Origin of the sequence: Rhodoferax sp. (assembly GCF_037143375.1) — a bacterium.
GTDB lineage: Bacteria > Pseudomonadota > Gammaproteobacteria > Burkholderiales > Burkholderiaceae_C > Rhodoferax.
This window is the reverse complement of the sequence record NZ_JBAWYV010000307.1, coordinates 1-1,667: the sequence shown is the minus strand read 5'-3', so window position 1 is coordinate 1,667 and position 1,667 is coordinate 1. Positions and strand designations below refer to the sequence as shown.

Here is a 1,667-nt window from a genome sequence, read left to right as displayed (position 1 = left end):
GGCAAGTCACTGAACTACACTTCCATTAACCCGCCTGTCGTGGTGGTCGGCTTGCGCTGCAGACCCGACCAAGACTTTTCCGCCGCCAGTGTTAGCTGTATTGATCTTTCGAAGTCAATTGAAAGGCCACTATACGCAGATCCGCTCGTAATCCTGCCGGTACCCTTGTCCAATCAACTTCACCTCTCAAACTGGCTACCCGAAATGCAGACCATCTGCGACTGCACGACAACACGCACCCAAGCGGACTCCGGCACTTGACCTGATTGTTACTGGCGATCAAAATAATCGATTTGCCGCAAACGTCATGTAGATCAAAACAAGCGCGAGCCCTAATCAGCATAGATCTGAGAACGTTGTTTAGCCGAGGTCCGAAGCCCTGATCATTTCAACAGAACCTTCAGGTCGGGCACGCAGCTCCTGAGCGTACCTGCGCAGTGCAATTTCGACGATTAAATACAAGGGCGCGTCAACACACGCTTTGATTTCGTTGACCACATCCGGACGTAGGCGAACCAGGGTTGACACTCGTCCTGCGGTCTTACCGCGTCCGGTCACGACCACCAGCGGTCGATGCGATTCATCAAGACTTGGCAGTGGTGCGAGACCCACGCCAGGAGCAGCGGTCACGGGCGTGCCGGCGATTTTGACTTCGATGGGCTGGGTCAGCGTGTAGAAATTTCCGCTACCGAAGTTGTAATTTGGCTTCTTCATGAATTGGCTGCTCCAGCGAAAGGCGTCATTGTTTGACGATCAATTATTCTGATATCAATGTATTCGAAAGTGATCGTTGCTCATGCCGGGCAGGCAAGTTTGTTCTTGTCATACAGGGCAGGGCGCATGAATCATCGGATGCCTGCGTAAGATGGCATTTGATGACATTGGTTATTTGCCTTAATCATGGTATTGAATGATATCTCAATTACCCTGCCAGTCTCACTGCGAATACGTTTTTTATTGGTGGCGTGTCCATGCTCATCAGTAGTGCATATTACGAGCTGCACTGAACACAAATCTGATGAAATGTTTTCCACCACCTTGGGCGGCTCTTGACAATGTTATTTTCAATTGATATCATCAGCTATCAATAAAGCAGCTACCAAAACTTGGCTGCTCATCAAACTAGCCTGATGAACAGACCTCGGCGCGGCAGTCGCGTTGCGCCCCATCAACAACCCAAGGGAGAAACGAAATATGAAAATTATTAATGCTTCCGTTAAGAATCAGCTTGACTCCAGTTCAGTGGCGGTCAGCCCATCGACACCAAAAAACAAAAAAAGTACTGCGCAAGAGAGCAAGCATGCGGCCGCCAAGTTACTGCAAGCGAATGTGCTGCCAAGTCTTAAATCAGAGAAGGGGCCGAACGAAGACGCTGACGATCCCGTAGTGGTCTCAAAGCGTCAATTGCGAATTTCGATTCCTTTGAGCATGAGCCTGGTTGATCGGTTGCTGGCGATGCCGGTGCTACCGATGATCCAAAGAAGCGTCATGCACATGAACAGGAATTTCGATGAGTACGAGCTCTCGTGCAAAAATGATCTAGGTATTTGGCATGCCTCGGATGACGCGCTCGCCATCCTGAACAACTACCCGTTTCATAGCGCCCACGCACGTGTGGAGTTGCCGTACTTTGTCCTGTGGGGACTGCATGCCGTGTTGCCGGCGGT

The 1,667-nt window shown here is 50.4% G+C and carries 3 protein-coding genes; 2 read left to right on the top strand and 1 reads right to left on the bottom strand.

The window, feature by feature from the left end; genetic code table 11:
- Window positions 1–261, top strand: a 261-nt coding sequence (locus WCG50_RS19300) for a hypothetical protein (protein WP_336901214.1), incomplete at its 5' end; no start/stop codon positions are given.
- A gap of 99 nt (window positions 262–360) precedes the next feature.
- On the opposite strand, the gene WCG50_RS19295 is transcribed toward WCG50_RS19300, so the two are convergent.
- On the bottom strand, window positions 361–714 hold the full coding sequence (locus WCG50_RS19295; RefSeq protein WP_336901213.1) for a hypothetical protein: 354 nt from the start codon (window positions 712–714) through the stop codon (window positions 361–363).
- Between the two features lie 480 nt (window positions 715–1,194).
- On the opposite strand from WCG50_RS19295, the gene WCG50_RS19290 reads away from it, so the two are divergent.
- Window positions 1,195–1,667: hypothetical protein (locus tag WCG50_RS19290; protein WP_336901212.1), on the top strand; the 473-nt coding region annotated here is incomplete at its 3' end.